Origin of the sequence: Citrobacter pasteurii (genome assembly GCF_019047765.1) — a bacterium.
GTDB classification, from domain to species: domain Bacteria; phylum Pseudomonadota; class Gammaproteobacteria; order Enterobacterales; family Enterobacteriaceae; genus Citrobacter; species Citrobacter pasteurii.
The window spans coordinates 3,378,065-3,402,308 of record NZ_CP077262.1 but is presented as its reverse complement, the minus strand read 5'-3'; the positions used below and the strand labels follow the sequence as shown (position 1 = coordinate 3,402,308).

The following is a 24,244-nucleotide window of genomic DNA, read 5'->3' as shown; positions in this document are numbered from 1 at the left end:
AAATAACCGTAATTAACTACTTAGCATGTGGGTTGCGCGTGGACTCACCGGCAAAATTACGCATCAACAATGCATAATTCAGATCGATATCCTGCGGCACGGGCATCCACACGGTATAACCATCACCAGGCGCAACGGGCATCGCTTCGCCTTTGGCGTTTTCCATCTGCTCAAGGGTGAAATTGACGTTACCCTGCGGCGTCATCAGCTCCAGACTGTCACCGACGGTGAATTTGTTTTTCACCAGCACAGCGGCCAGATCGCCTTTACGTTCGCCGGTGAATTCACCGACAAACTGCTGACGTTCGGAAACAGAAAAACCGTATTCGTAGTTCTGATAGTCGTCATGCGTATGGCGGCGCAGGAATCCTTCGGTATAACCACGGTGCGCCAGGCCTTCCAGTGTTTCCAGCAGTTGCGGATCGAACGGTTTACCGGCTGCAGCATCGTCAATGGCTTTACGATAGACCTGTGCGGTACGGGCGCAGTAATAGTAAGACTTGGTACGGCCTTCGATTTTCAGCGAATGCACGCCCATCTGGGTCAGGCGTTCAACGTGGGCAATGGCACGCAAATCTTTTGAGTTCATGATGTAAGTACCGTGTTCGTCTTCGAACGCGGTCATGTATTCACCCGGACGCTGGGCTTCTTCAATCATAAACACTTTGTCCGTAGGCGCGCCGATCCCAAGTGTCGGTTCCACGTTTTGTACCGGGATGGGTTCGTATTTGTGTACGATATTACCCACCACATCTTCTTTCCCTTCCTGCACGTTGTATTCCCAGCGGCAGGCGTTGGTACAGGTACCCTGGTTAGGGTCGCGCTTGTTGATGTAGCCGGAGAGCAGGCAGCGGCCGGAGTAGGCCATGCAAAGCGCGCCGTGCACGAAGATTTCAATCTCCATATCCGGAACCTGGGTGCGGATCTCTTCAATTTCTTCCAGCGACAGTTCGCGGGACAGGATCACGCGGGTCAGTCCCATTTGCTTCCAGAATTTTACCGTTGCCCAGTTTACGGCGTTAGCCTGTACCGACAGGTGAATGTCCATATCGGGGAAGTTCTCGCGCACCAGCATGATCAGGCCAGGATCGGACATGATCAGCGCATCCGGCCCCATTTCCACAACGGGTTTCAGGTCACGAATGAAGGTTTTCAGCTTGGCGTTATGTGGGGCAATGTTAACCACCACATAGAATTTTTTACCCAGTTCATGGGCTTCATTAATGCCGAGCTGCAGGTTTTCGTGGTTGAATTCGTTGTTGCGTACACGCAGAGAGTAACGCGGTTGGCCCGCATACACAGCATCTGCGCCATAGGCGAAAGCGTAACGCATATTTTTCAGCGTTCCCGCCGGGGAAAGGAGTTCCGGTTTAAACATAATTTTCTCGTTCTGATGACAGGTCAGACTCGCTTCACTGAATGAAGCGGTTGGGGGAGTGCCCCCATATTAAGGGCGGGCATTGTATCGCTGCGTGACGGGCAGGTAAAGTTATTGTGCCGGGTGGGCGTTTTGCCTTACCCGGCCTCGATTGACTTCTGGCAGATTACGCAATGCGGCAGGCATCGGCTTCCCAGCGATATCCTACGCCATAGACCGCGCGGATAAACGACTGCTCTGTATCCAGCGATTCCAGTTTACGGCGCAGGTTCTTGATATGGCTGTCGATGGTACGGTCGGTAACGACGCGGTAGTCATCGTAGAGATGGTTGAGCAATTGCTCGCGGGAGAATACTTTTCCCGGTTCATGCGACAGCGTTTTGAGTAAGCGAAATTCAGCGGGCGTCAGGTCGAGCATTTTTCCACGCCACGATGCCTGAAAACGGCCTTCATCGACGATCAGCGGACTGTCTGCATCCATCTGTTGCAACTCGCGCTGTGGTTTACAACGGCGCAGGATCGTTTTCACTCGTGCGACGACTTCCCGCGGGCTGTACGGTTTACAAATGTAGTCATCTGCACCGATCTCCAGCCCCAGCAGGCGGTCAATCTCTTCGATTTTAGCGGTTACCATCATGATGGGGACTTCCGAGAAACGGCGAATCTCCCGACACAGAGTCAGACCGTCGGTACCGGGCAGCATCAGATCCAACAAGATCATATCGGGCGGCGTCTGGCGTACGTAAGGCAACACCAGATCGCCGTGATTGATGAGCGCAGGGGCATAGCTTGCCGCACGCAGGTAGTCGATGAGCAGTTGCCCCAGCTTGGGCTCGTCTTCAACGATCAGAATACGCGGCGTGTTTTCATCAATGGGTAACTCAGTCATACATCTCTCTGTAAATCGCGTTCCAGCGGTAACTCTACTGTAATGCTAACCCCGCCAAAAGGCGAATGGGCGGCGCGGATCAGACCATTATGCGCCTGGACAATGTTGACGCAAATCGCCAGCCCCAGCCCGGATCCTCCGCTGGCCCGATTACGGGACCCTTCGGTACGATAAAAACGTTCAAACAGTTTCTGTAACTGTTCGTCGCTAACGCCGGGGGCGGAATCGGCGAAGGTTAATAACACCATCCGCTCGCGCTGTTCGGCGCTGATATGCAGACCGCCACCGCTGTCGGTGTAGCGCAGGCTGTTTTCCAGTAGGTTGTTAAACAGTTGCATCAGGCGATCCCTGTCGCCAAAGACCGTCATGCTGTCCGGGAGTGAAAGTTGGATCGTCAGTCCACGGCTGGCGAAACGTTCGCGAAACGCGCCGCTCGCCACTTCCAGCAGAGGGATCAGGTCCAGAGAGGTTTTCTGATAGGCCAGCGCACCTTCATCAGACATAGAAAGCTGATGGAGATCGTCTACCAGTTTGGTGAGCGTACCCACTTCGGCCTGCAGTGAGGCTACCGAATCCGGGGTAAACTGACGTACACCATCCTGGATGGCTTCGAGTTCGCCGCGCAAAACTGCCAGCGGCGTGCGCAGTTCGTGAGAGATATCAGCCATAAAGTCCCGGCGCATCTGCTGGTTTTTTTCCAGCGTACTGGCGAGCTGGTTGAAATCCTGCGCCAGTTTGCCCAGCTCATCCGTACTGGTCGGTACAACGCGAGTGGTGAAATCGCCAGCTGCCAGTTTGTGCGTGCCGTCCACCAGCCGTTTGACGGGGGCCAGCAGGCTACGTGCCAGCGTAAATGTTGCCAGTGCAGCCAGTATTGTGGAGAGCGCGACGATCAGCCAACTGGTGCGCCGCTGTTGTTTATCGAAGTTAATATCCGTATTGCGCGTCAGCCGTTCAACGGGTGAGGCGATGACGGCACCAACTTCGAGACCGTTGACGCGGATCGGGCGGCGAGTGCCGTCACGCGGTACGGGACCGCGCGGGCCGACCAGCACGCTGGCACTTTGATCAACCACCCAGAATTGCGTACGCCAACCGTGCGGCGGCATGCCGGGTCCCGGTTTATCATCGTCATTGTCGTGTTCAAATGAGCGCAGGATCTGAAAGATAAAACGATCGTTGTTACGTAAAAATCGCCAGTTGCCGTGCTGCTCATACTGCTCGCCAAGGGCATCGCTGAGCATTTGCAGTCGTTGTTCGTTACCGTGTTTGATGTAGTCAATAAAACCGCGTTCGAAGCTAATGCGCACGGCCCAGTGCATACTGATCAGCAATACAATGCAGGTGGCGAAAATAGCCAGAAACAGTTTGCCGGTGATACCGGGTCGCCAGAACTTCATCGGGTGCTCCTTTTGCGCCGTGAAATCACCGCGTTGGTCTGCGTGTCGTTCGGCACGCGGGCAAAAATGATGGCGGGCAGTGCGATAAGGAACGCAATGCACAGCCAGGTATACATAAAGACGGTATGCGTAGGCGCGCTGTCGATGGCGATATGTTGCTGCCCGAACATGCCTAACAACAGACCGGCGATGGTTACCCCAATACTCATCGACAGCTGCATGATCATCGACAGCAGGCTGTTGCCGCTGCTCGCGAGGTCATCCGGCAGGTCTTTTAGCGTCAGCGTGTTCATCGAGGAGAAGCGGGTAGAATTGACCATTCCCTGTAAGAACAGTATGAACGGCAGGGCGTAATACCAACCGAGTAATGCGGTGCCCATCAGCAACAGGCTGACCAGCGACAGGCCAAGCGTGGTGGTGACCAGTACGCGACGGTAGCCATACCGGTTAACGACCTGCACCACAATGCGCTTCATGCCCATACTGCCCAGCACCATCGGGATCATCATCAGCCCGGCATGAAACGGTGAAAAACCGAGGCCAATCTGTAAAAACACCGGCGTCATAAACGGTAACATCCCGCTGCCAATCCGCCCGGCAAAGCTGCCAAACAGGCCTAACGAGAAGGTGTGTGTACGAAACAGATGCAGGCTAAACAGTGCACGAGGGTTGTTGTGGGCGTGTTTGAGATACAGCAGGATCGCCAGTACGCCACAGATAATCAGCGCTGCCAGCGTGATGTGGGAAATGCCGGTTCCTTTACTACCATCGAGCGCTAACGTGAGTACCGCCATGCCGGCAGCCAGCATCATGAATCCAGAAAGATCGAAACGGCGAGTTTGCATGGTGTAGTTGGGCATCAGCATTAACGTCGCAATTGCCCCGACAATGCCAACCGGAATGTTAATCAGAAATATCCAGTGCCAGGAGGCATATTCCACCAGGATACCACCTAATGCCGGGCCCAGAAGCGGACCAATCTGACCGGGCAAAGTGACGAATGTCATTGCCGCCATGTATTGCTCGCGTGGGACGATTTTCATCACCGTCAACCTGCCGACGGGCACCATCATTGCGCCGCCTACACCTTGTAACACGCGAGCCATCACCAGTTCATTCAGCGTTCCGGACCAGGCGCAAAAAAACGATCCCAGCGTAAACAGAATAATCGCGGTGAAGAAGATATTACGCACGCCAACTTTGTCCGCCAGCCAGCCGCTGGCGGGGAGCATGACGGCAACGGTTAAAACATATGACACAATGACCATATGCATGTGTAACGGGCTTTCCCCGAGGCTTGCCGCCATCGAGGGAAGCGCGGTGTTGACGATGGTGGTATCCAACGACTGCATAAAAAAACCAAATGCCACAATCCAAAGTTGCCAGCGGGTGCTGTCGGGAAGTTCTGTCATAACTCTGCTACCGGTTTGCTGTTTTTACGCGAAAAACGCAGACGCAGACGGTCGAAAAAGAGATAGACCACCGGAGTGGTGTACAGTGTCAGTAGCTGACTGACAACCAGCCCGCCAACAATGGTTATCCCCAACGGCTGGCGCAGTTCAGAGCCATCTCCTGCGGATAACACCAGCGGCAGTGCGCCGAACAACGCCGCCAGCGTGGTCATCATTATTGGGCGAAAGCGCAGCAGACAGGCCTGGAAAATCGCTTCTTCCGGCTGCAAATTGCCATTTCTCTGCGCTTCCAGCGCAAAATCGACCATCATGATGGCGTTTTTCTTCACAATGCCAATTAATAGCATGATCCCTATCAGGGCGATTAGGCTGAACGGGGCATTGAACAGCTCCAGCGCCAGCAAAGCCCCGACGCCCGCTGAAGGTAGCGTGGAGAGAATGGTCAGCGGGTGAACATAGCTTTCATACAGCATGCCCAGCACGATGTAGACCGTGGCGATGGCGGCGATAATCAGGATCACCTGCGAGTTCATGGTGTCCTGAAATACCTGCGCGGTACCGGCAAAGCTGCCGCGAACCGTGGAGGGAACGCCGAGCTGGGTCATGGTTCGGTTGATGGCCTCTGTCGCTTCAGAGAGTGAAGAACCCGTCGGCAGGTTAAACGACACGGTTGAGGCGGCAGATAATCCCTGATGGTTTACCGACAGCGGGGCATTCGCCGGTTGCCATTTGGCAAAGTACGATAACGGGATCGCCTTACCGTCATTGTTGATGACGAACATTTTGTCCAGGGCGCTGATGTCCTGGGTGTAACGCCGATCGACCTCCATCACCACTTTGTACTGGTTCATCGGTTGATAAATAGTCGAAATTTGCCGTTGTCCAAAGGCGTTATTCAGCAGGCTGTTGGCGGCTGCGACGTCGATCCCAAGACGAGACATGGTGTCGCGATCGTAGATAAGGTTCATCTCGGCACCATTGTCCTGCTGATCGGAGTTGACGTCCGCCAACTGGGGCAGGGTGGCCAGCGCCTTACGAATTTTCGGTTCCCATTCGCGTAGTGCGGCGAGGTCATCTGACAACAGAGTGTATTGGTAGCTGGCATTAGCCTGGCGACCACCGACGCGAATATCCTGCACCGCCATCAGAAACAGGTTTGCGCCGGGTTCTTTGGCAAGCGCGACCCGCAGGCGGTCGATCACCTGTTGCGCCGTTTCGTGACGTTCTCCACGTGGCTTCAGGGTGATAAACATCATTCCGCTGTTGACGCGTGAGCCGCCGGTAAATCCGGTGACGTTATTCACCGCAGGATCGTCGCGGATGATCTTCATAAAGTCCTGCAGTTTGCCGCGCATCGCCTGGAAAGAGATGCTCTGGTCGGCCTGGATCCCGCCCATGAGTACGCCGGTATCCTGCTCCGGGAAGAAGGTTTTGGGGATTGAAATATAGAGCCAGACGTTCAGGGCAATGGTTGCGAGTAGCACCACGCCCACCATGCGCGTGTGGCGTAGCACCCACTTCAGCGAGGTAGCGTAGCTTTGTTGTAATGCCACCAGTACGCGGCCAAATCCCCGCTTACGCGACTGTTCGCGTGGCGTGCTGGATTTGAGCATCCAGCCGCACATCATCGGCGTCAACGTCAGCGATACCAGCAGTGAAATACCGATGGCAACCGACAGCGTGACGGCAAATTCGCGCAGCAGGCGTCCAGGCAATCCGCCCATTAACAGCAGCGGCAGGAATACCGCCACCAGCGACAGGCTCATGGAAAGCACGGTGAATCCCACCTCGCGCGTGCCCTGTAGCGCCGCCTGTAACGGTTTCATTCCTGCTTCGAGATGGCGCGCAATGTTCTCCAGTACCACAATGGCATCATCGACGACAAATCCGGTGGCGATGGTTAGCGCCATTAACGACAGGTTGTTGAGGCTGAATCCGCACAGATACATGGCGGCAAAGGTACCGATCAGCGAGACCGGAACCGCTACCGCGGGGATCAGAGTCGCACGCCCGGATCGCAGGAAGACAAACACCACCAGGATAACCAGCGCCACGGAGATAATCAGCGTCTGTTCGACTTCCTCTAGTGAAGCGCGAATGGTCGGTGAACGGTCCTGGGCGATTTGCAGATCGATGGCGGCCGGGACCAGCGTTTGTAACTCCGGTAATTTGGCGCGAATGCTATCTACCGTCTGAATAATATTGGCTTCCGGTAGCTTGCGGATCATCAGCAGAATGGCCGGTTTGGCGTTGGTCATCCCCGCGTTACGAACGTCCTGTACCGAGTCGGTTACAGACGCAACGTCACCCAGTCGCACCGCTGCGCCGTTGTTATAGTGGATGATAATCGGTTGATATTCGGCGGCGGTTTTCAGCTCATCGTTAGTTTGTACCTGCCAGCGATGGGTATCATTCTCGATAGCGCCCTGCGGCTTACGCACGTTGGCATTGTCGATCGCGCTACGCACGTCGTCCAGTGACACGCCCTGGTTAAACAGCGCCTGCGGGTTGAGTCCTACCCGCACGGCAGGCAGAGAACTCCCGCCGACGTCCACGTCACCTACACCGTCGATTTGCGCGATGGTTTGTGCCAGTTGGGTTGATGCGAAATCGTACAGTTCACCCTGTGAGTAAGTGTCCGACGTGAGCGTCAGGATCATGATTGGCGCATCGGAAGGGTTAGCTTTACGATACGTTGGTCGGCTTGGCATCCCGCTGGGTAGCAGGCTTTGCGCCGCGTTAATCGCAGCCTGAACGTCCCGCGCTGCGCCATTGATGTCACGGTCAAATTTGAATTCGAGAATAATCCGCGTACTGCCAAGCGAACTGCTTGAGGTCATTTCGTTCACACCCGCGATGCGCCCAAGCGAGCGCTCCAGCGGGGTCGCGACCGAGGAGGCCATTGTTTCAGGGGAGGCGCCGGGTAATGATGCGCTGACCATAATCACCGGAAAATCCACCTGCGGCAGCGGAGCGACCGGCAACAGACGAAAGCCCAGAATACCGCACAGGGTGATAGCCACCGAAATGAGAATGGTCGCCACCGGCCGATGAATGAAAAGCGCGAAAAATTTCATTTACGCTTCCTCTTCCTGACGCGGGAAGCAGCTTTTCACGTACAGCGACAGTCGATCAAACAACAGATAAATCACCGGCGTGGTAAACAGGGTTAATACCTGACTTACCAACAGACCGCCGACCATGCCAATCCCTAATGGGCGGCGTAACTCTGCACCTACGCCGGTGCTCAGCATCAGCGGCAACGCGCCGAGCAGTGCTGCCAGCGTGGTCATCAGGATCGGGCGAAAACGCAGTAAACACGCCTGGAAAATCGCGTCGCGCGGTGCCATGCCCTGTTCGCGTTCAGCGGCAAGAGCAAAGTCGATCATCATGATGGCGTTTTTCTTGACGATCCCGATGAGCAAAATAATGCCGATAATCGCGATGACGTCCAGTTCACTGCCGGCAATCATTAACGCCAGCAGCGCTCCGACGCCCGCCGTAGGTAGCGTGGAGAGAATGGTAATCGGGTGAATAAAGCTCTCATACAATACGCCGAGCACGATATACATCGCCACAACCGCGGCCACAATCAACCAGATAGTGTTGCCCAACGCAGCCTGGAAGGCGAGGGTACTGCCCTGGAACTGGGTGGTAATATTCGCGGGCAGGTTAAGCGTTTTTTCGGCATCCAGAATCGCCTGTACCGCATCGCCCAGCGAATGACCGTCCGGCACGTTGAATGAGATGGTGGTGACCGGGAACTGATCGAGGTGGTTAATCGACAGCGGGGCAAAACGCTGCTCAATGCTGGCGATCGCGCTGAGTGGTACGATTCCGCCATCGCTACTGGTTAGACGAATGGTATCCAGCGCTGCAAGTCCAGGTGTGGTGTCAGTATTATGCTCTAACACCACGCGATACTGGTTGGCTTGCGTGTAGATAGTTGAAATCAAACGCTGTCCGAAGGCGTTATACAGGGCGTTATCGACATCCGCCATACTGATCCCTAAACGGCTGGCACTGTCACGATTGACATTCACATACGCCACCAGTCCTTTGTCCTGCCAGTCGCTGCTGACATCGGACAGTTGTGGTAGCTGCTGTAGTTTTGCTAACAGTTGCGGAACCCAGGTGCTGAGGGCATCCAGGGAAGTTGCTTGCAGCGTGAACTGATATTGCGTTCGGCTGACCTGGGTATCAATTGTCAGATCCTGGGTCGGCTGAAGGTAGAGGCCAACGCCGGGGACTCTGTCAACCGCGTCCTGTAACCGGGCGATCACTTTCTGCACGCGATCGTCACGTTCATCCAGCGGTTTAAGGTTGATTTGCAAACGCGCGCTGTTTAATGCCGGATTCGTACCATCTACGCCAACAAACGCGGTCAGGCTCTCTACCGCCGGATCGTTAAGGATGACATCTGAAACCTGACGCTGGCGCTCGGCCATGCTGGTGAATGAACTGGACTGTGGTGCCTGTAGCGTACCCTGAATAATGCCGTTATCCTGAATTGGGAAGAAGCCTTTGGGGATGAAAACCCACAGCATGACGCTCAGTGCCAGCGTACCGAGGGCTACGCTCAGCGTGAGCCACGGATGGTTAAGCACTTTTGCCAGCCAGTGCCCGTACCCGGCAATTACACGATCGAACATTTTTTCTGAGGCGCGGGAGAAGCGGTTTTGCTTACGCAATGACGCCTGACTGAGCATGCGCGCGCACATCATCGGTGTAAGGGTTAGCGATACGACGGCGGAAATCAGAATCGACACCGCCAGCGTAACGGCGAATTCACGGAACAAGCGCCCGACGATATCGCCCATGAATAGCAGTGGGATCAATACCGCAATCAATGAAAACGTCAGGGAGATGATGGTAAAACCAATCTCGCCTGCACCTTTCAGGGCTGCGGCCAGTGGTTTTTCCCCTTTTTCGATATAGCGTGAAATATTCTCGATAACCACAATGGCATCATCCACCACAAAACCTGTGGCGATGGTCAGCGCCATTAAGGTCAGGTTGTTGATGGAGAAATCAAGAAATACCATCACCGCGAAGGTGCCGACTAGCGATAGCGGTACGGCGACGGCGGGAATAATCGTCGCCGGAACATTGCGCAGAAACAGGTAGATAATCATCACCACCAGCGCTATCGCCAGCATCAGCTCGAACTGGGTGTCTGCAACAGAGGCACGAATATTGGTGGTACGATCAGAAAGCACGCTGACCTTAACTGATTTCGGCAGGCTTTCCGTCAGTTGCGGCAGCATTTGCCGGATACTGTCTGCCGTGGAGATGATGTTCGCCCCAGGCTGGCGCTGCACATTCATTACAATGGCTTGTTGCTTATTGGCCCACGCGCCCAGCCAGCTGTTTTCTGCCCCTTGTTCGACGGTGGCGATATCGCCGAGGCGCACCGGCGCGCCATTTTTATAGGCCACAATCAGTTGACGATATTCGTCCGCGGACTGCATCTGGTCATTGGCTGAAAGCGTGACGGCACGCGTTGGGCCATCAAGACTTCCTTTCGCTGAATTAACGTTGGCACCGGTGATGGCCGTACGGATGGTTTCGCTGGTCAGACCGAGCGCTGCAATCGCCTGTGCGTTAAGCTTCACGCGGACCGCCGGACGCTGGCCGCCAGAAAGTGTCACCAGGCCAACACCAGAAACCTGGGAGATTTTCTGTGCGACGCGGGTTTCCACCATATCTTCCACCTGCGTCATCGGCATGGCGGTCGAGGTGACGGCCAGCGTCATGATTGGCGGATCTGCTGGATTAACTTTGCTGTAGACCGGTGGGTTAGGCAGATCACTCGGCAATAAATTGGTAGCAGCATTGATGGCGGCCTGAACTTCCTGCTCGGCAACATCCAGTGGCAGGGTCAGTTGAAACTGCAACGTGACGACCGATGCACCACCGGAACTTTGGGAGGACATTTGTTTCAGGCCGGACATCTGCCCGAACTGGCGTTCAAGCGGAGCGGTAACCGCAGACGTCATGACATCCGGGCTGGCTCCGGGATAGAGCGTTATGACCTGAATGGTGGGGTAATCCACTTCCGGCAATGCCGCAATGGGCAGGAAACGATAGCCGATGATACCAGCAAGCAGGATCGCGACCATCAGCAACGTGGTGGCGACGGGGCGCAGAATAAACAGGCGGGACGGGCCGCCTGTATTGCCAGGAGGTAACACCTGCATCAGGAGCGCGCTCCTTTTTTGCCATAGCCGCGCGGTGCGGCTTTGTCGTCGCTAACGGTGGCGGCGTGAGCTTCCACGACCTCGACTTTAGCCCCTTCCGTCAGACGATCAATCCCGTCGGTGACGACGCGATCGCCCGCGGACAACCCTGCGGCGATCACCACTTTTTGGCTGTCCTGAATACCCGGTTTAACCAGATGTTTGCTGACTTTGTTGTCGCTGTTCAGCACCCAGACAAAGTGGCCTTCGTTACCCATTTGTAGTGCGGCAGTCGGGATCACGACGGCATTTTGTTCCGTATCGACGAGCATGCGAGCGTTAACAAACTGATTCGGGAACAAGGCATCGTCCTGGTTGTTAAAGCGGGCCTTTGCTTTGATGGTGCCGGTGGTGGCGTCAATCTGGTTGTCGAGGCTCAGCAGCACGCCTTCGCTCAGTTTTTGCGAGTTGGTACGGTCCCAGGCCTCAACTTTCAGAGGCGTCCCCGATTTCTGTGCCTGTACGACGGTCGCGATATCGTTCTCTGGCAAAGTGAAAACCAGATCAATAGGATGGGTTTGTGTAATGACGACAATCCCGGTGGTATCGCTGCTGGATATCTGGTTACCCACATCCACAAGCTTCAGGCCCACCCGACCATCAACAGGTGCCGTTACCCGGCTCCAGTCGAGTTGCAATTGCGCGCTGGCGACGCTGGCTTCATCGGCTTTTATCGTCCCTTGTGTTTCGTTGACCAGCGCCTGTTGTGCATCCAGCTCCTGACGAGAGACCAGATTCGTTTTGACCAATTGCTGATAGCGGGCGAGGTCGCGACGAGCATTGGCCAGCGTGGCTTTATCTTTCGCTAGCTGACCCTGCGCCTGAGCTAACGCAACGTTAAACTGGCTCGGGTCGATCTCTGCCAGCAGATCGCCGGCTTTCACCTGTTGCCCTTCCTGAAAGTGTATGGCGATGAGCTGTCCGTCCACGCGACTGCGTACCGTCGCGGTGTTCGCGGCAGTAATGGTACCCAGCCCGGTCAGATAGCGTGGAACCGCTTGTTCGACTGCCGTGGCCGCCTGAACCGGAGCCAACGGACCGGAACGCATTCCTCGCCGTCCCGTAGCCGGAGCGGGTTGCGTCTGACGGGTTGCGCCGGGGGCTGTTCCCTGGGGTTCGCTGTGACTTTGCCAGAACCAGAAGGCGGCGATGGCGGCCACGACGATCACAATTACTATCACCCAGCGGGATTTGTTACGGCCTTTCATTGTTATGAGTTTCTCATCCTGAAACGTTTCGCGGAATGATACTAGTTTAGTCAGTGAACAAGGGAGAAAAATGGAGGAATTATGAAACACTGTCGGGATTCGTCTGAATGACGGCGCGGCTTTGCGAGGCATTACGCAACAATCAGCAGCGAAAATCACCAATGCGGAATAGTGTGCCAGAGTGTGGTCAAGGCAATAAGGAGGTAAGCCAGAGATTTCAGCGGGACGCTGGAACGGGAAAACCCCTCCCGAGGAAGGGGCCAAAAAAAGGAAAGGGTTATGATGAAGCAGGTCATCATACTGGTGATACTCTTAGTCATTAGCTTCTCGGCTTACTAAGACACCAGGGGGAGGGTAAACCTCCCTAACCCTCACTCCTGAAAGTAATCCACAGTAACGATGATGTCAATATGCACGTTTTTCAGCCTGCGAGGGACTTAGCGGAAAACCACTTCCGCCCAGCGAGCCAGCCCTGCGGTGACAGAGCCAAAGTCATCGCCACCGGCGATAGGGATCCCCGGAAGCTGTTCAGCAAGGGCTTTTTTTATAAGCGGTGAACGGGCGCTACCGCCGGTCAGATAAATGACATCCGGTTTTTCCTGCGCGTTATCCAGCGCTAACTGAACCTGTTCGAGAATACGTGCCAGCGGTTGGTTTAACGCCGCTTCCAGTCCTTGCTGGCTGATAGCGGTGGCCAGCGCATCGCTGATAAACGGCAGTGCCGCGGTAACGTTTGTCTGGTCAGAAAGCGCAATTTTGCTCTCTTCTGCGCTGCGAACCAGGCGATAACTCAGGCGTTCACGCCAGACTTTAAGCAGCAGCGCCACTTTGTCTGCTTCACGCGCATCGCGGATCAGATCGTTGAGTAAACGTCCATTGGCGGTACTGTAGAAATCACTTTGCGCGGGAACATCGTTGATCGCGACCGCGTTCCACCAGGGTAAAATCGGCAATGCGATGCCTTTTTCCGTTTCGCCGCCCATGCCCAGCAGTGGCATCAGATGTTTAAAGGCTAACGCAATATCCAGATCGTTACCGCCCACGCGGCAGCCGCTGTGTCCCAGCAGGCTGTTTTCGCGATCGGCGCGCTGATGCCATTGCGGTCCCATTAGTAGTAGCGAACAGTCAGTGGTGCCACCGCCGATGTCCACCACCAGTACGCGTTTTTCTTCCTGCAAGGTTGCTTCAAAATCCAGACCCGCGGCTACCGGCTCGTACTGGAAGACGACATCCTGAAAACCGGCGCGTTTGGCCGCACGTTCAAGAATACCCTGCGCCTGGGCGTTGGCGTCATCGCCGCCTAACCCCTGGAAGTTGATCGGGCGACCGATAACGGCCTGGGTGATCGCTTCAGGCAGCTGGTTTTGCGCCTGATTGCGAATATGCAGCATCATCGCACAAACCAAATCCTCAAATAGCGCAACCTGCTGCGGCTTCAGACCGCTGGCACCCAAAAATGATTTCGGCGATTTAACGAAGTACACCTCTTCCGGGTCGTCAATGTATTGCGCCAGTGATGCCAGACCAAACTGCACGCTATTGGCGCTAACATCGATGTCTTCATCGCGGTTATAACGCATCGCACGACTCAGTAGCGCCTGTGTTTCGGCATCCGTCGTGGGGACATCATGATGGCGATACAACCATTCGCTCACCGCTTCGCGCGTAGGTGCACAAAGCATTGAGGGCAGTAACGTGCTGTTGTTTTCCATTTTGAGCAAGTGTGGCTGCCCGTCACGCATTACGGCTACTGAACAGTTTGCCGTACCGTAGTCAAAACCAATAAACACCGTAGAAATCCCCATGCCAGTGAAGAAGGGGCGTGACTTTAGCGAAATGTCGCCGCCCCGACAACTGGAATATGAAAGCAAGGCGTATCGATTGAATACCGTTTATGCTGTAGGTTTAACTAAAAAGGACACCTGAATGTTAACACTGAGCTGGCAGCCGCCCTATGACTGGTCCTGGATGCTAGGGTTTCTTGCCGCCCGTGCGGTGGAGGGTGTCGAAACCGTCGGGGAGCTGTATTACACCAGAAGCCTGGTTATCGGCGAATATCGTGGACTGGTGAGCGTAGTGCCTGACCTGAAGACACACCAGCTTCAGGTCAGGCTAAGTCCGGGGTTACAGCCCGTTGCGCCAGAATGCCTGGTCAAAATTGAGCGGTTGTTCGATCTTCGCTGCTGCCCACAGCATATTGCTAACGCGCTGGGCAGCCTGGGCGCAGCGCGTCCTGGCCTGCGGCTGCCTGGCTCTGTCGATGCCTTTGAACAAGGTGTGAGGGCGATATTAGGCCAGTTAGTTAGCGTTGCAATGGCGGCAAAACTGACCGCGAAAGTTGTACGCACCTACGGTGACAGGCTTGATGACGCGCCTGAGTATGTTTGTTTTCCCACACCACAAGCGCTGGCTGCTGCTGAGCCTTTGCACCTGAAAGCCTTAGGGATGCCGCTCAAACGCGCCGAAGCGCTCATTCATCTGGCACGAGCAACGCTTACCGGAAGGCTTGCATCGGTTGCACCAGCTGATATTGAGCAAGGCGTAAAGCACTTACAAACGTTTCCGGGTATAGGGCGCTGGACTGCCAATTATTTCGCGCTACGCGGTTGGCAGGCGAAAGATGTTTTTCTTCCTGACGATTATTTGATCAAACAACGCTTTCCGGGCATGACACCAGCCCAGATCCGGCGCTATGCCGAACGCTGGAAGCCGTGGCGCTCCTATGCGTTATTGCATATCTGGTATACGGAAGGGTGGCAGCCGTCAGTTGATAGCGAAGTTGCTGGTATTGAGTAGCAGATCCAACGGCTGAGCATCAGCAATGATGTCGCCGTAGATCATATCAATACCGATGCCAGAAAGTGCGTCCATAATAAGCGGCATTTGCACGGGGCCGGCGATCGTTTTGATATCCAGTCGCTGTGCATGTCCCTGGATAATAGAAACCCACATTTCATCCATCAGGTTGCCGTGAACACTGGCACTGATCTCACTGTCGAGTAACAGGTAATCGACGGTGTGAAACTTCAGGTTTTCAACGATCTCTAAGTCACGTCCAACCTGGCTTAAAATAATCCGACAACCCGCGTGACGAAGTCGCTGAATGGCCGATAGGCTCTGAGCTGGATGCGATTTCATCACTCCGGCTGGAATGGTCAGGTGTAATAAGCGTGGTGGTAGCGAACTACGTTGCAACTGCGCCAGCATTTCATCCACAAGTTCGGTACTCAACAGTCCGGCGGCAGAAAGGGGAAGGGCAATACTGAGCCCCTTACTGGCAATCGCCGCCGCTGCATGCTGGAAAAATTCGTTAAAAACCCGACGGTCAAGCGCATGATTAAGCGCAGGGTCAACGAGTCCGGTTCGGAGGATATGCTCTTCGATAACATCACCGTCCTCTGTCCCCAGGCGCAGTGAGAGTAGCCAGAAGCTGAATGTCTCAGGAATGCGTGGAGAGGCCACACCCCGGGCGATCATGAGCATCGGGTTATGCGCAATAATGTGCTTCTGTTCATCAAACGACAGCAGTTCCCGTGAGACATGCGTCTGACTTTGCTGGGGTTCATACACACAGACCCGGCCACGCCCACTATTTTTGGCGGCATAACAGGCGATATCTGCCTGAGACATGACCTCAGTCGCGATATAATTTTTCTCATCGATCAGCGTAATACCCGCACTGGCGCCTATGCGGTGCAGACGGTCTTCCCACCTGAACTGATACTCGTTGATGGCGTTGATAATACGGCCTGAGATAAAGCGAGCGCTTTCGATGTTGCAATCAGGCAGCAACAGGCCGAATTCATCGCCACCGAGACGAGCCAGTACATCGCTGGTGCGCAGCATGCTGAGCATCAGAGAAGCCAGTTCGCGCAGCAGGGCATCGCCTGCAGCATGGCCCGCGCTATCGTTCACGGCTTTAAATCTATCCAGATCGATAAAGACCAGAACATGGCGTTGATGCGTATCGTGTACGGCTTGTAGCAATTGTTTCAGATGGTTCTCGAAGCTGACCCGGTTAGCAAGATGGGTGAGGTCATCATGCGACGCGCTGTAGCTCAGTTGGCGTAACATCTTACGTGACTCGGTGACATCCTGAATGACCAGTACGGAGCCAATGCTACCACCGTCAAGGGTACTGAGTGGCGTAATGCTGTACTGAATATCGTAACTGCCGCCGTTACGGCAATGCAGAACCACCTCCTGCTCTATGGCAGTACGCGACATATCGGCACTGTAGATGTTTTCCATCAATGGGCCGTTATCACCAAAGGTAATTCGCAGCACTGTCAGTAACGGAATACCTATCGCGTCGTCCTGCTGCCAGCCGCTCATCTTCTCGGCAACCGGGTTCATGAAGGTCACGTTCATGTCGGCATCAATGCAAATCACCGCTTCGCCGATTGAGTCCAGCGTGATGTGCAGACGCTCTTTTTCCTGGTACAGCGCTTCGTTGAGCTGCTTCACTTCGGTCATATCCAAATTGATACCGAGTAAGCGTTCAACTTCTCCGTCTTTATTCAGTACCCGGTTAGCTAACGAGCGGATATGGCGCACGCCGTCACGTACTGCAATACGAAATTCGAGCTTAAAGGGAATTCGTGCGGCCAGAGAGTCGCGAATCACATTTTCAGCATGCTCGCGATCTTCCGGTACGACGCACTCGTACCAGACTTGCCAACTGGGTTTGATATGTGGCGGGACTTCATAGAGATCGAACATGCGCTTATCCCAACTGATCACGTCGGGTTGCAGTTCCCACTCCCAGATACCGATACCGCCCGCTTCGTTGGCGAGGGTAATGCGTTCCATCAGCCGCTTATTCATCCACTCGGTGTGCTTCAGGTCGTTTATGTCTTCAACCTGTGCAATAAAGTAGAGTGGGGTGTTGTCGCTGTGGCGTACCAGCGAAACGGCCAGCAATGCCCAGACGACGTCGCCCGCGCGCGTGTAATAGCGCTTTTCCATGGAGTAGCTATTGATTTCACCACGGACCAACATGCCGAGTTGTTCGAGGTCGTTATTCAGATCTTCCGGCCAGGTGAGCTGCTGGAAGGTCAGCGCTCTCAGCTCTTCCTGACTGTAGCCAAGAAACTGACACAACGCTTTGTTTGCCTGTAACCACTGCCCTTCGGTACCGACCAGCGCCATACCAATCGCAGAATATTCCATAGCATTACGAAAACGCGATTCGCTTTCCGAGATGTGTTTTCGCTCGGCCCGAAATGCGTACATCACCATAGTCATCATGTTGGCTGGCAACAGAATCATCAAAAACGGCAGCCACGGAATACTTGTCATCACATTCGCTTTCGGGGTGTAGAGCAGCGATGGGTTGGCAGCCAGCATCAGAGAGACCATCAGGATGGTGCTGAGAAAAATTAAAAATGCTTCCATACGCGGCAAACGGACGGCGCTCCACATCAGCAACACAATGACGCAGGTAAACGGCCACGGCACGTACATCATGGAGAGCCAACTGAACGTTAAGGTGACGAGCAGCGTGATGAGGGTCTCAAGCAGTAAACGTGGATCGCGGTGGCGCAGCAGATAATGAGGCTTGAATAACAGACCTAATGGCACCAGCGCCAGCGCGCCGATGGATTCGGAAAGCACCCAAATGAGAAACGTATTTAACGAGGTTCCCTCCGGGAGCAGTAGCCACATTAGCGCACCACCTAATAGCGGAGGTATGACGGCGCTACCCAAGGCCAAACGCGCCCAATCATTCAGATTCTGTAAGGGGTTATACCAAGGGAGCAGTTTGCGCAATAACATCGCGCCGACGACCGCTTCAATAATATTGATGGTCGTATAAGTATAGTTAAGCGAATCTCCAGGAAAAAACAGCAAAGACGCGCCGATGCTGCCGAATGAGCAAGCCAGCGCTATTCCGGGCCACATTTTTCCTGCATGGCGGTAAAACGCCACCATCATGATTGAGGTTGGAAACCAAAGCGGTGCCAGTTGGGTACCGAAACGCGACAGCTCCAGCGAGAATAGCGTAAAGATAAATGCTACCAGACCTAAACTGGCCAAGCGCAGCAGAGGATGGGGTAGGGTAACTAAAACATGTTGGAATTGTTTACTCATTACCACTTTACCCAAATCGCCGATGTCGGCCAGCAGAGTTACCGACCGCATCACATTTAATCTTCGTTTATGCTAGTACAAATAATTTACAATTTATACGCCAGTTGCTCATAAATTAACACGCTCAAGCCATTAATTCTTAAGGCGGGTGGATAAAACTTGAGCCTGCTTTAAAATTAACCGTTTTAATTTGCGACAGGGAAAGCATTGGTGCAGCCTGGGCTGGCATCGCGCTGCTGAAATCCCTATAATTGCCGCGTTTGGCGTTTCGACGCCGCCCTTCCTTACATCCAGGTTAATCAGGTCGCTAAATTTATGACTGATCAGTCCCATCAGTGCGTCATTATCGGCATTGCCGGCGCATCGGCTTCCGGCAAGAGTCTTATTGCCAGTACCCTTTATCGCGAATTGCGTGAACAAGTCGGTGACGAACATATTGGCGTTATTCCCGAAGACAGCTATTACAAGGATCAAAGCCATCTGTCGATGGAAGAACGCGTAAAAACGAACTACGACCATCCGAACGCGATGGATCACAGTTTGTTGTTTCAGCATCTGCAAACACTTAAACGCGGTTCCGCCATTGAATTGCCCGTTTATAGCTATGTTGAACACACGCGCACACAAGAAACTATTCATATTGAACCCAAGAAAGTCATTATTCTGGAAGGCATTTTGTTGCTGACGGATGCGCGTTTGCGTGATGAAATGAACTTCTCTATTTTTGTTGATACGCCGTTGGATATTTGCCTGATGCGCCGTATCAAGCGGGATGTGAATGAACGTGGTCGTTCAATGGATTCGGTGATGGCGCAATACCAAAAAACCGTACGTCCGATGTTCCTGCAATTTATTGAGCCTTCAAAACAATACGCCGATATTATCGTGCCTCGCGGGGGTAAAAACCGCATTGCTATCGATATTCTGAAGGCGAAAATCAGTCAGTTCTTTGAATAAGTTCAGCGAATTGTGTACCGTTCAGTGATAACCTGGTTCACCCTTAACGCGCCTGGCATTAAGGGGTTGAAGCACGAAAGGAGAAAGTGCCATGCGTTTATGTGACCGAGATATTGAAGCCTGGTTGGATGAAGGTCGTCTGTCGATCAATCCCCGTCCTCCTGTCGAGCGTATCAATGGCGCAACGGTAGATGTGCGTCTTGGTAACAAATTTCGTACGTTCCGCGGTCATACGGCGGCGTATATCGATTTGAGCGGACCGAAGGATGAGGTCAGCGCCGCGCTTGACCGCGTAATGAGTGATGAAATTGTCCTCAAAGACGGCGAGGCGTTTTTCCTGCATCCGGGTGAATTAGCGCTGGCGGTAACTTTCGAATCCGTTACGCTGCCTTCCGACCTTGTTGGCTGGTTAGACGGCCGTTCTTCGCTGGCACGTCTGGGCCTGATGGTACATGTTACGGCACACCGTATTGATCCGGGTTGGTCGGGGTGCATCGTCCTGGAATTTTACAACTCAGGAAAATTACCGTTGGCTCTGCGCCCCGGTATGCCGATTGGTGCACTGAGCTTCGAACCGCTTTCCGGTCCGGCAGCGCGACCTTACAACCGTCGTCAGGATGCGAAGTATCGCGATCAGCAGGGCGCGGTAGCCAGCCGGATCGATAAAGACTGAGTGTTTTTCAGTCCATTGGGGATAGCATGAGACGATTTCTGACGACGCTGATGATTCTTCTGGTCGTGCTGGTGGCCGGTTTCTCTGCGTTAGTATTGTTGGTGAATCCGAATGATTTCCGCGCATACATGGTGAAGCAAGTTGCTGCGCGTAGCGGATATCAACTGCAGTTAGATGGTCCTCTGCGCTGGCACGTATGGCCCCAGTTGAGCATTCTCTCCGGGCGCATGGTGCTAACGGCCGAAGGTGCCAGCGAACCTCTGGTTCGTGCCGACAATATGCGTCTGGACGTCGCCTTGTGGCCGTTGTTGAGTCACCAACTCAGCGTAAAGCAAGTCATGCTCAAAGGCGCGGTGATTCAACTCATACCTGAAACCGAGGCTGTGCGCGGAGTCGATGCTCCTGTTGCGCCAAAAGATAATACACTGCCGGATCTGGCAGAAGATCGTGGATGGTCGTTTGATATCGCTCGCCTGCGTGTGGCTGACAGCGTTCTGGTATTCCAGCATGAAGACGATGAACAGATAACGGTTCGTGATATTCACCTGAATATGGAACAGGATGCCCAGCATCGCGGAACGTTCGATTTCACCGGCCGCGTTAACCGCGACCAGCGCGACCTGACGTTGTCCATCAGCGGCGCTGTCGATGCGTCTGACTATCCGCATGATTTAGTCGCCAATATTGAGCAGCTGAGCTGGCAGGTACAGGGCGCTGACTTGCCGCCGCAGGGGATCCGCGGCCAGGGTCAACTGCAGGCTCGATGGCAGGAAGAGAAAAAACAGCTCAACTTTACGCAGATTAACTTAACTGCCAATGACAGTTCACTCGCCGGGCAAGCTCAGGTGACGCTGGCGGAGAAACCCGCATGGGACGTCGATCTGAAATTCGGCCAGCTCAATCTGGATAACCTGATCGTACGGCATGACGCTCTGGCGGCGACAGATACCGGGGCACAGCAGAGTCAGAGCCAGCCGACGCTGGCGCGACCGGTCATTACCTCGCAGGTTGATGCCGTCTCTTATCAGGGGCTGAAAGGATTTTCCGCCAATATTGCACTTCAGGCGGATAAAGTTTTCTGGCGGAGAATGGCATTTGATAATGTTTCTGCAAAAATCGTCAACCAGGCTGGCTTGTTGAATATCAATGAGTTGCAGGGGAAAAGTGACGGTGGATTGATCTCACTTCCAGGCTCGCTGGATGCCAGAAAAGGCTCACCACGGGCAGTCTTTCACCCACGGCTGGAAGGCGTAGAAATCGGCACTATCCTGAAAGCCTTTGACTATCCGATTGCCCTTACTGGCAAACTGTCACTGGCTGGCGATTTTTCGGGCTCTGACATTGATGCGCAGGCATTTCGTCACAGCTGGCAGGGACAGGCCAATCTTGAGATGAGCAGCACGCGTATGGAAGGCATGAACTTCCAGCAACTGGTGCAACAGGCGGTTGAACGTAGCGGCGGTGATGCAGGCTCACAACAGGATTTGGATAATACGACGCGGCTGGATCGCTTTGTGACCGATCTGACGCTGGATAACGGCAAGGTTACGCTGGATAACATGGAAGGGCAGTCTGCCATGCTGGCGCTTTCGGGTAAGGGCACGTTAGACCTGGTTGAGCAAAATTGTGATACTCAGTTTAACGTGCGCGTGCTGGGCGGATGGAATGGGGAAAGCAAATTGATCGATTTCCTTAAAGCGACCCCGGTTCCACTCAGGGTCTATGGCAAGTGGCAGTCGTTAAACTATAACCTGCAGGTGGACCAACTCTTGCGTAAGCATATGCAGGATGAAGCGAAACGCCGATTGAACGACTGGGCCGATCGCAATAAAGACTCTCGCAACGGCAAAGACGTTAAAAAGCTGCTGGATAAACTTTGAACCCTGGTGCCGGATGGCGGCTTCAGCCCCATCCGGCATGTTGCTTATACCTCGTAATCCATCTCTTCTTCACTGCGCAGTGGTATCAACTGGACTTTCTGCACTCGATGGTTTTCTACTTGCAAGGTTTTCAGCAAATAGTCGCCAACCTGTACTTCCTCTCCGGTTTTCGGGATACGTTGCAAATACTCCATTAACAGCCCGGCAATGGTGTGATACTCACGTTTCTCATCTAATGGGAGCGGGACATACTGCACCAGGTCTTCCAGCGGCATATGGCCGTTTGCCGTCCACGACCCATCGGCATTTTTCTGAATATCATGACGAGCGTCGATCTCTTCGACTTCATTTGGCAAGTTACCCGCGATGGTTTCCATCACGTCGCTCAGCGTCACAATTCCTTCCACCGAACCAAACTCATCGGCCACAAAAGCGAAGTGTGTACGGGCATTACGGAACTGCTCCAGCGCCGGAAGAAGCGGCAGGGTTTCCGGGAATACCAACGGCTGGCGAAGTAAGACGCGCAAATCGAGCGGTTCGCCACGCAGCGACTGTTGCAGAAGGTCAATCACATGCACCACACCGAGCAGTTCTTCCTGTTCATCTTCTCCGGTTACGACCAGACGCGTATGCTGGTTTTTCTCCAGTAGTGTGCGAATTTCTGTTTCCGGTGCATTGAGATCAATATGCTCGATATCATGGCGTGACGTCATGATGCTGCTGACGGTTCGCTGATTAAGGTTCAGTACGCGCTCAATCATCCGCCGTTCTTGTGGTGCAAAAATCTGGCCTTCATGATGATCCGCCAACATGGCGGCAGTTTCGGCATCCAGCTCGGCATCTTCTTTTTGACCGCTTATCAGGCGCATCACCGCCTCGGCGGTACGCTGGCGTAACGTGTGGTTAGCCGACAGGAAACGACGACGGTTAAAAATAGCCAACTGGTTCAGGGCTTCTATCATGACCGAGAAGCCGATAGCCGCGTACAGATAGCCTTTCGGTATGCGAAAACCAAAGCCTTCCGCGACCAGGCTGAAACCAATCATCAGCAGAAAGCTCAGGCACAGAATAACAATAGTTGGGTGGCTGTTAACAAAGCGGGTCAATGATTTACTGGCCAGCATCATCAGGCTGATGGCAATAATCACCGCCGCCATCATGACCGCCAGATGATCAACCATACCAACAGCGGTGATCACCGAGTCCAGAGAGAAAATGGCATCCAGTACCACAATTTGCGCGACCACGCCCCAAAATTTCGCACCCCGACGTTGGGTGGGATTGTCGCTGTCTTTGCCTTCCAGCCTTTCGTTAAGCTCCATCGTCGCTTTGAACAGCAGGAAGAAGCCGCCAAATAGCATGATCAGGTCACGGGCACTGAAGCTGAAGTCCCGAATGCTGAACAGCGGTGTGGTCAGCGTCACCAGCCATGATATTGACGCCAGCAGCAGCAGGCGCATAACCATTGCCAATAGTAGCCCGGTAATACGCGCTTTATCCCGCTGCGATGGCGGAAGTTTCTCCGCGAGGATGGCAATAAAAACAAGATTATCAATGCCAAGAACGAGTTCTATCACGATTAGCGTGACGAGCCCGGCCCAGATTGACGGATCGGCAATCCATTCCATAGTAAATGCTATACCCATAGTTATATGACAATTGTCACAATTCGATCATGGGTAAAACCGACGAAAAATGCAATGGCGAGAAGGGATTTCTCTGCCCTTTATATCAGGACAGGGGCGAGAGAATAGTCTGAGGGTAACTGCAAGAAATGGCTTTATTTATGCAGTTATATTTAGGAAATATCGCAGGCTGGATATTTATATATTAACATTGTCAACATCAATAAAATCCTAAAAATATACATGTCTCACGCTTAATATTAATCTTAAAAGGCTACGTTTCAGGGCTTGTTATCTTGCCTGCTATTCGGTTAGCTGCAACAATTCTTCCCGTAATAATCAAAAGAGAAATATGTTGCCAGTATCGCACCATGCTATTACTGATGGGTAGGCGCTATGAATATGATGATAACTGCGAGGATGGGAAAAATATAAATTAATCAGTGCATTGGTAGCTAATAAAGCCAGGGGCGGTAGCGTGCCTGGTCGC

General features: G+C 53.7%; 15 protein-coding genes. 5 read left to right on the top strand and 10 right to left on the bottom strand.

The window, feature by feature from the left end:
* Nucleotides 1-16: 16 nt before the first annotated feature.
* The 7 genes from trhP to I6L54_RS16635 form a co-directional block, all read right to left on the bottom strand.
* Complete coding sequence (trhP, locus tag I6L54_RS16665) at nucleotides 17-1,378, bottom strand: prephenate-dependent tRNA uridine(34) hydroxylase TrhP (RefSeq protein WP_040231866.1); 1,362 nt, start codon at nucleotides 1,376-1,378, stop codon at nucleotides 17-19.
* A 166-nt stretch (nucleotides 1,379-1,544) separates the two neighbouring features.
* The gene (gene baeR, locus I6L54_RS16660; RefSeq protein ID WP_005128358.1) at nucleotides 1,545-2,267 is read right to left on the bottom strand and encodes an envelope stress response regulator BaeR; all 723 of its coding nucleotides are present in this window, start codon (nucleotides 2,265-2,267) and stop codon (nucleotides 1,545-1,547) included.
* On the bottom strand, nucleotides 2,264-3,667 hold the full coding sequence (baeS, locus tag I6L54_RS16655) for an envelope stress sensor histidine kinase BaeS (RefSeq protein ID WP_005128351.1): 1,404 nt from the start codon (nucleotides 3,665-3,667) through the stop codon (nucleotides 2,264-2,266). The genes baeR and baeS overlap by 4 nt, the downstream gene beginning before the upstream one ends.
* Nucleotides 3,664-5,079 (bottom strand): MFS transporter, encoded by a 1,416-nt coding sequence (gene mdtD / locus I6L54_RS16650; RefSeq protein WP_040231867.1) that lies wholly within the window; start codon nucleotides 5,077-5,079, stop codon nucleotides 3,664-3,666. Before mdtD ends, baeS begins: the two co-directional genes overlap by 4 nt.
* Nucleotides 5,076-8,156, bottom strand: coding sequence for a multidrug efflux RND transporter permease subunit MdtC (gene mdtC / locus I6L54_RS16645; protein ID WP_040231869.1), 3,081 nt, complete (start codon nucleotides 8,154-8,156; stop codon nucleotides 5,076-5,078). The genes mdtD and mdtC overlap by 4 nt, the downstream gene beginning before the upstream one ends.
* Entirely contained in the window at nucleotides 8,157-11,279 is a 3,123-nt protein-coding gene (locus tag I6L54_RS16640) for an MdtB/MuxB family multidrug efflux RND transporter permease subunit (RefSeq protein WP_040231870.1), read from the bottom strand.
* Nucleotides 11,279-12,526 carry an MdtA/MuxA family multidrug efflux RND transporter periplasmic adaptor subunit gene (locus I6L54_RS16635; RefSeq protein WP_005128344.1) on the bottom strand — a complete coding sequence of 416 codons (1,248 nt, stop codon included), beginning with the start codon at nucleotides 12,524-12,526 and terminating at the stop codon, nucleotides 11,279-11,281. Before I6L54_RS16635 ends, I6L54_RS16640 begins: the two co-directional genes overlap by 1 nt.
* Nucleotides 12,527-12,805: 279 nt before the next feature.
* Here I6L54_RS16635 and I6L54_RS16630 point away from each other — a divergent pair, with 279 nt between their 5' ends.
* Nucleotides 12,806-12,865: a type I toxin-antitoxin system Ibs family toxin gene (locus I6L54_RS16630; RefSeq protein WP_137378378.1), complete on the top strand. Its 60-nt coding sequence runs from the start codon at nucleotides 12,806-12,808 to the stop codon at nucleotides 12,863-12,865.
* Between the two features lie 98 nt (nucleotides 12,866-12,963).
* On the opposite strand, the gene yegD is transcribed toward I6L54_RS16630, so the two are convergent.
* On the bottom strand, nucleotides 12,964-14,316 hold the full coding sequence (yegD, locus tag I6L54_RS16625; RefSeq protein ID WP_040231873.1) for a molecular chaperone: 1,353 nt from the start codon (nucleotides 14,314-14,316) through the stop codon (nucleotides 12,964-12,966).
* 136 nt (nucleotides 14,317-14,452) lie between these two features.
* On the opposite strand from yegD, the gene alkA reads away from it, so the two are divergent.
* Nucleotides 14,453-15,322, top strand: a complete 870-nt coding sequence (gene alkA, locus I6L54_RS16620; RefSeq protein ID WP_040231874.1) for a DNA-3-methyladenine glycosylase 2 — start codon at nucleotides 14,453-14,455, stop codon at nucleotides 15,320-15,322.
* Here the strand turns inward: alkA and I6L54_RS16615 are convergent.
* A complete protein-coding gene (locus tag I6L54_RS16615) occupies nucleotides 15,290-18,619 on the bottom strand; it encodes a diguanylate cyclase (RefSeq protein WP_005128335.1) in 3,330 nt (1,109 codons plus the stop codon). The genes alkA and I6L54_RS16615 overlap by 33 nt on opposite strands.
* A 315-nt stretch (nucleotides 18,620-18,934) precedes the next feature.
* Here I6L54_RS16615 and udk point away from each other — a divergent pair, with 315 nt between their 5' ends.
* The 3 genes from udk (at nucleotide 18,935) to asmA (ending at nucleotide 22,129) form a co-directional block, all read left to right on the top strand.
* On the top strand, nucleotides 18,935-19,576 hold the full coding sequence (udk, locus tag I6L54_RS16610) for a uridine kinase (RefSeq protein ID WP_005128328.1): 642 nt from the start codon (nucleotides 18,935-18,937) through the stop codon (nucleotides 19,574-19,576).
* Nucleotides 19,577-19,667: 91 nt separating this feature from the next.
* On the top strand, nucleotides 19,668-20,249 hold the full coding sequence (gene dcd, locus I6L54_RS16605; protein ID WP_003036774.1) for a dCTP deaminase: 582 nt from the start codon (nucleotides 19,668-19,670) through the stop codon (nucleotides 20,247-20,249).
* A 26-nt stretch (nucleotides 20,250-20,275) separates the two neighbouring features.
* On the top strand, nucleotides 20,276-22,129 hold the full coding sequence (gene asmA / locus I6L54_RS16600) for an outer membrane assembly protein AsmA (protein WP_005128323.1): 1,854 nt from the start codon (nucleotides 20,276-20,278) through the stop codon (nucleotides 22,127-22,129).
* Between the two features lie 44 nt (nucleotides 22,130-22,173).
* Here the strand turns inward: asmA and I6L54_RS16595 are convergent, their stop codons facing one another.
* Nucleotides 22,174-23,757, bottom strand: a complete 1,584-nt coding sequence (locus I6L54_RS16595) for a TerC family protein (protein ID WP_040231876.1) — start codon at nucleotides 23,755-23,757, stop codon at nucleotides 22,174-22,176.
* Nucleotides 23,758-24,244 lie beyond the last annotated feature (487 nt).

Coding starts and splice junctions, on each gene's coding strand:
- I6L54_RS16635 (WP_005128344.1), bottom strand. CDS start 12,526: ATGAAAGGCCGTAACAAATCCCGCTGGGTGATAGTAATTGTGATCGTC.
- baeS (WP_005128351.1), bottom strand. CDS start 3,667: ATGAAGTTCTGGCGACCCGGTATCACCGGCAAACTGTTTCTGGCTATT.
- I6L54_RS16595 (WP_040231876.1), bottom strand. CDS start 23,757: ATGGAATGGATTGCCGATCCGTCAATCTGGGCCGGGCTCGTCACGCTA.
- I6L54_RS16640 (WP_040231870.1), bottom strand. CDS start 11,279: ATGCAGGTGTTACCTCCTGGCAATACAGGCGGCCCGTCCCGCCTGTTT.
- mdtD (WP_040231867.1), bottom strand. CDS start 5,079: ATGACAGAACTTCCCGACAGCACCCGCTGGCAACTTTGGATTGTGGCA.
- dcd (WP_003036774.1), top strand. CDS start 19,668: ATGCGTTTATGTGACCGAGATATTGAAGCCTGGTTGGATGAAGGTCGT.
- asmA (WP_005128323.1), top strand. CDS start 20,276: ATGAGACGATTTCTGACGACGCTGATGATTCTTCTGGTCGTGCTGGTG.
- I6L54_RS16615 (WP_005128335.1), bottom strand. CDS start 18,619: ATGAGTAAACAATTCCAACATGTTTTAGTTACCCTACCCCATCCTCTG.
- baeR (WP_005128358.1), bottom strand. CDS start 2,267: ATGACTGAGTTACCCATTGATGAAAACACGCCGCGTATTCTGATCGTT.
- alkA (WP_040231874.1), top strand. CDS start 14,453: ATGTTAACACTGAGCTGGCAGCCGCCCTATGACTGGTCCTGGATGCTA.
- mdtC (WP_040231869.1), bottom strand. CDS start 8,156: ATGAAATTTTTCGCGCTTTTCATTCATCGGCCGGTGGCGACCATTCTC.
- trhP (WP_040231866.1), bottom strand. CDS start 1,378: ATGTTTAAACCGGAACTCCTTTCCCCGGCGGGAACGCTGAAAAATATG.
- udk (WP_005128328.1), top strand. CDS start 18,935: ATGACTGATCAGTCCCATCAGTGCGTCATTATCGGCATTGCCGGCGCA.